Raw genomic sequence first — 5687 nt, forward strand, 5'->3', positions numbered from 1 at the left:
GTATGAGACCTGCTGTTCCTGCAATTGCAGGCTCTGACGTTTTAATTTCATCCCACAATGCTGCTTCCTTGGGGATATATCCCTTTTTCAGCCACTCACTCAGCTTTTGCAGCCCCGGCTTCATACCAGGCTGTACAGAGCCATATTCCAGACTACCGTTCGTGCCTTTATTCCACTGTTGCGGGAGTGTACCGTACGCCCCGAAAATCCAGGACGGGTCACCCATCCAAGTGTTCATAGACGTTTTGAAACCGATGCTGAGCGGAATAACCTTGTCTGGAGACAGTCCGTCTGGGTTTTTATTTTTAAAGGCATCCATCACTTTTTCCAGCTCGTCCATCGTATGAGGCGCCTTCATGCCCAGCTTGTCCAGCCAATCTTGTCGCACCCACAATATATAATCGTGGTTATAAGCAAAATCAAGTACAGGAATACCCATTTTTTTGCCATCCCGGCTATACTGATTCCATACGCTCACATCCTGATTCATCGCTTGCTTCCAGGAATCTGAAGCGTACTTATCAAACAATGGACCCGCTTCCGCAAACATGCCCGAATCGATCATATCCTGTGCCAGCTGTTCACTCTCTGTCCCCAGTACAACGACGTCCGGCATCTCCTGGCCGGAGGACATAGCCAAACGCAGCTTGGTGGCAAATGAACCATTCGTATCCGTGACAGACCAGAGTGATTTTATATTAATACCAAATTTCTCCTTAGCCCATTTTGTCGCAACGTTATTTTCGATAGATTCGCCATTTTTAAATTTTAAGGCGGGATCTACGCCCCATACCGTGGAAATTGTGACTTCCGGATTGTATTTTTCTTTGTATACGTTTTCAGTTTTAGCTGTGCTATTGGCATCTCCACCACTCCCCGTACCTGAGCAGCCGACAAGACCTACTCCTAATACCATAGTTGCGGCGAGCAACGACAATAGCTTTTTTTTCGAATGGACTCGCATATTGTTCCCCCTCAAAAATCATTTTCTACTCTTTTATTATAAGAGGGCTTTTCTACGCAGCCTATGTCACAAAATAAATATTTCTGCACCTTTCCCAACTGATCTTTACTAATTCCTTCTTTATTGGTCCCGTCTTTACTGGTCCCGAAATTCATGCGGAGTCATTCCGTAATGCTTTTTGAACATTTTACTGAAATATTGGGGATTCTGATAGCCCAGTTCGGTTGTAATTTCGTATATTTTTTTGTTGGAATACTTGAGTAAATAAAGAGCCCGCTCCATTCTCATTCGGATGATATAGTCACCCAGACCTTCTCCGGTTTCAGCTTTATAAATTTTAGACAGATAGACTGGATGTAGATAAACCTGATCGGCAATCGTCTTCACAGACAGCTCCTGACCTTTATCCTGGGAGATGAGTTCCTGAACCTGCTTGACCACGTAGCTTTTGGCACTTTGCTCACTTGCCGACCATTCCGACTTCAGCTTGTTCATCATGGAAAAAATCCATTCCTTAAGGTTGGAGAACGATTGAACCATTTTCTGCGCATGTAACGGATCGAAGCCTGCTTGATCCATCTGTGTAATGAAACGTCCTTGTTTGTGCGCTGTATACATAAAGGCGCTCGTCACCGAAATAAACAGCTCATATAAATGCTCGCGTGTATATCCCACCTCTTCCATTTTTCCAAATACACGGCTCACTTTCGCTTCGGCCTCTTCCCATTGCCTGGACTCTAGCAGATGAGTAAGCGTAGGGTGCATATAAAGCCCCTCCAGCGACTTAACTGAGCTGTGTGGCTGTTCTGTCTCTTCTTCTATGAATAGCAGTGTTTCTGTCTCCTCCTGATGGTTCCAGTATAAGGATCTTATCGCTGTCTGATATGCCTTAGGCAGCTCCTCTGGGAACATAAACCAACCAGTTACCGTGACGTAAATTTCCCCTTTCAAGTAATTGCTCACATTTTTTCGAAAGGTTTCGATAGTCGCCCGCAAAATACTACTATGCTCGTTCATACTAATTTCTGTTATTCGCTTCATATCATGCTGTTCTGGGGCATAATCTGATTCTTCTTCATGATGCATACTATACTTTTCCCGATTGTTATTCCAATTTTCTTCTATTAATACAATTAAGCAATCATGTGGCGCTTTACAGTGCCACACGTGAAAATCGGGTGCGAACACTTCTTCAGCAATATTTCCAATCGCATACTCGATTAAGGATACAGAATGATAATCCATATCAGAAAAATGCTTGCCTAGCTGAATAAGTAGCATACCAGCAGGATGTCCCGTGCGTAACATGATTTCGTACTGGGATAACTTGTCCTCTATCATCTGTACAGACAAATCACGTCCAAGTACCAAGTCGTGCATTAAGTGGGTGCGCAGCACACCAAAATCCGTCCTGCGATTATACTGTAATTGATGAATCTTGTTAAAAGCTTCCCATTCTTCCTTTAGCGAATCGATGGCAGCGGATACACATTTCATAAACTCCTCATCATCCACCGGTTTTAAAATATAATCAAAAGCCTTAAGCTGAAGTGCCTTTTTAGCATATTCAAAATCGGCATAGCCTGTTAGTAGCAAACATCGGATATGCGGCCATCGTTCATTTACCTCAACAATCAACTCCAGCCCTGTCATGCCAGGCATACGAATATCCGTAACGAGAATATCAATATCATACGCTTCCAGCACATCCACTGCTGCTAATGCGGAAGCGGCTTGATGAACCCTCTCAATGCCCAGCGCCTCCCACGGAATCGTAGCCGCCAGGCTTTCTGTTACATAGCTCTCATCATCTACCAGTAATATCTGAACCATCAGGGCCCTCCATTTTAATCATATTCGAATTTGACGAAGGTTTGATCAGGCTATTCGCCTGCTCTTCTTCTGTTAACAGCGACCATTTTAAAACCGCACGCAGTCCTCCCAAAGGTGACAATGAGAAGTCCAGTCCAGCGTCTTCCCCAAAATGTAATCGCATTCGTTGATGCACATTCCATAATCCGTAGCCGCTTTCCTCTTCTACCGGCTTGTCAAGTGCTAATCTCAGAGACATTATAGCCTCCCTGCCCAAACCGAGTCCATTATCATCCACAAATAAGCACATATATGGGCCGATCTGTTCCGTTGTAATGCGGATTATACCATCCTCTGCTTGAGGTTCTATCCCATGCAGCACCGCATTTTCTACTAGTGGTTGCACTACAAGCAACGGAATCAGCAGACTGTTAGCCTGTGAAGAAACATCAATTGAAAACGTTAGCCGTGGCATACGCATCTGCTGAATTTTCAAATAATAATGAACAAACTCGATTTCCTCCGATAAAGGTACCAAATCTCGTTCCTGTCTTGTCGTATATCGATAATACTTGGACAAATTATGAGCCATTGCCACGACCGCCTCATGATTACGCAGCTTCGCCATACTTGTAATAAAAGAAAAACAATTATAGAAAAAGTGTGGATTGATTTGTGACTGGAGCTGCTTTAGACGCGCTTCCTTCACATGTAGCTTCTCAACATAAACCTTTTCAAACAGCTCCTGGATCTGTCCGACCATCAAATTAAATTGACGAGATAGGAAAGCAAATTCATGACTCCCCTTCAGACTCAATCGAACAGCATAGTCCCCATCCTTTAATCTCCGAAATGCCCGCACAAGCTGAAGAATCGGCACTTGCACCTGTGAATGAAGCAAATAAGCACCAATGAAGCCTACCAGCAGCAAGCCAACTACGGTTATATAAAATAGTCGATTAGATGTGTAAATCGGAGACATCATATCGGATAAAGGCATGTAGTCAATCAAATACCAGCCCATCGTTTGCGAAAGAACGGCGTGAACAAGGTAACTCTCTTCTCCAACTTTCACGGTCAGATTATCAACTTCATGCAGTCCCATCTTCTCCAGTTTCGTAATCAGCCTGCCTGACAGTTCTTCATTCGCAGTACGATTATAGATCACTCCTACACCTTTTTTATAATAAAAAGGTTCCTTCCGTCCATCGCCTTTGAAACGGTCAAGCATGTCCTGAATATTGCTGCTGTCAAATTCGACCTTAATAATTGTGTTAGCGGTTTCCGGATTACCAACTGAAGAAAACGGGGATAATGTATACAATGAGAATATAAACTGATCCTTCCCATACATGTTTTTTTTAGATACCTGCCAGCCGTTTTTAATCAATTGCTTTAATTCTTTCTGATCATAAAAACTGGCTCCTTCTTCTGATACAACACGTCCGAGCGAAGGTGAATAAATACTCAGACCGGTTCTCCAATTAGATGAGCTTTCCTGAAGTCCGAGCTTCGTTTGGATGCGTTTGACAAGGTTAATACCATCCAAATTGAGAACCTTGTCCTTTAAAAAAATCGCTTGAAAACTGGCTACATCAGGGTCATGAATCAGCAGATGCGGCCAGGAGGAAATCATTTCAATATTCGTATTCACCTGATTTTGAAAAAAAGTCAACTGGTTATAATTAGACTGATTCAGCTCCTTACGTAACACTCCTGTCGTTGTCTGATTAGAATAGACATACAGGATTAGCACAGGTATAAGCAATACGATAACGATGGAGAGAATTTTAGTATAAAAATTAAATTTAAACATGAGTTCTACACATCCTCTGCACATAAAACAGGCATACTCAAATGGTATGCCTGAGCCCTGACCTTCGTCACCGTCAATACATACTATACATTATCAATGGTTGGCGGTGATAATATGTTCGATGCTAAGCAAATGGAGTGGTTAAATCAACTATCCGCTGAAGACTTGGCCATTTTGGGTGCCGGCTTCAATACACTTGGTGATTTTTTTGCTTTTCTGGCGTTGATTAAGGCCAAAAAGGAAACAGGCAAAAAGAATTAATTTTAAGATACACACACCCGAATTCGAATCCATGACTACTTCACGACAAATTGTACACGCGTTCCATCCTTATACTCATCCAATTGGTGACTTACCCATGACCCTGCCCCCCGATTATCCTTAGGAGCTATGTATTTGACATTTGCGCCTTTGCCACCTTCTGTACACATAGCCATTGGCCATTCATCACGATCATACCCTTTACGGGTCGGAATACCTGCGAGCGATTGCTTGCGGTTTTGATCAGCGCCTTCACGATCAATTGTGCATACCGGCGATTTCCCTGCCCGAATCGCTTCCTTGATATGGTGTGCTGTTTCAGGATAGCGTCCTGACGGAAATTGCAGTGTAACTTGGGCCGAGGAAGGCTGGTTCTCTCCTGTCTTTTTTGTATGAAGATCGCCTCCTTCAAACCAGTACACACCCGCAGCCAGTATCACTATGGTTAAAAAACTTAACAACTTTTTCTTCAATCTGTCTCTTCCCTTCAAGCTATTTCGGTGAATAACCTTCAACCAAGGAAATTCCCAAACTTTATTTTTCTGTAACCCGATTCAATGAGATATCCAGCGGACAAGCCCGAAGAAGGCACACCACAGAAGAAGACTGATCAATATTCCCCAAAATAAGCCTTTAAAAAGCTTCATACCGTACTGACAACCTTTCCGACTGGGCTTTTCCCTATTATAACATGTCAGAAAGACTGTTGTCGCAGCATGCCCGCATATATCTTAATTATAAATATTTTATATTAAAACATAATAATCTGAAGATACATTGGAATCATTCCTGAAAAAGGGCTATATAAGACGCAAATAAGAAATTAACGAGGCC

5 protein-coding genes are annotated in these 5687 nt (G+C 42.8%); 1 reads left to right on the top strand and 4 read right to left on the bottom strand.

Going from position 1 to position 5687, the window contains the following annotated elements; genetic code table 11:
* The 3 genes from L696_RS0115380 to L696_RS28645 form a co-directional block, all read right to left on the bottom strand.
* Positions 1-964, bottom strand: a 964-nt coding sequence (locus tag L696_RS0115380; protein WP_025684440.1) for a type 2 periplasmic-binding domain-containing protein, incomplete at its 3' end; no start/stop codon positions are given.
* Positions 965-1099: 135 nt separating this feature from the next.
* Entirely contained in the window at positions 1100-2797 is a 1698-nt protein-coding gene (locus tag L696_RS0115385) for a response regulator transcription factor (protein WP_025684441.1), read from the bottom strand.
* Positions 2772-4592 carry a sensor histidine kinase gene (locus L696_RS28645; RefSeq protein WP_049827403.1) on the bottom strand — a complete coding sequence of 607 codons (1821 nt, stop codon included), beginning with the start codon at positions 4590-4592 and terminating at the stop codon, positions 2772-2774. The genes L696_RS0115385 and L696_RS28645 overlap by 26 nt, the downstream gene beginning before the upstream one ends.
* A 114-nt stretch (positions 4593-4706) precedes the next feature.
* Between L696_RS28645 and L696_RS30960 the strand changes: the two genes are divergently transcribed.
* Positions 4707-4853, top strand: a complete 147-nt coding sequence (locus L696_RS30960; protein WP_209440971.1) for a hypothetical protein — start codon at positions 4707-4709, stop codon at positions 4851-4853.
* A gap of 35 nt (positions 4854-4888) precedes the next feature.
* Here the strand turns inward: L696_RS30960 and L696_RS0115405 are convergent, their stop codons facing one another.
* Positions 4889-5326 (bottom strand): NucA/NucB deoxyribonuclease domain-containing protein, encoded by a 438-nt coding sequence (locus L696_RS0115405; protein ID WP_025684443.1) that lies wholly within the window; start codon positions 5324-5326, stop codon positions 4889-4891.
* Positions 5327-5687 lie beyond the last annotated feature (361 nt).

It is taken from the genome of Paenibacillus maysiensis, from assembly GCF_000520815.1.
Classification (GTDB): Bacteria; Bacillota; Bacilli; order Paenibacillales; family Paenibacillaceae; genus Paenibacillus; species Paenibacillus maysiensis.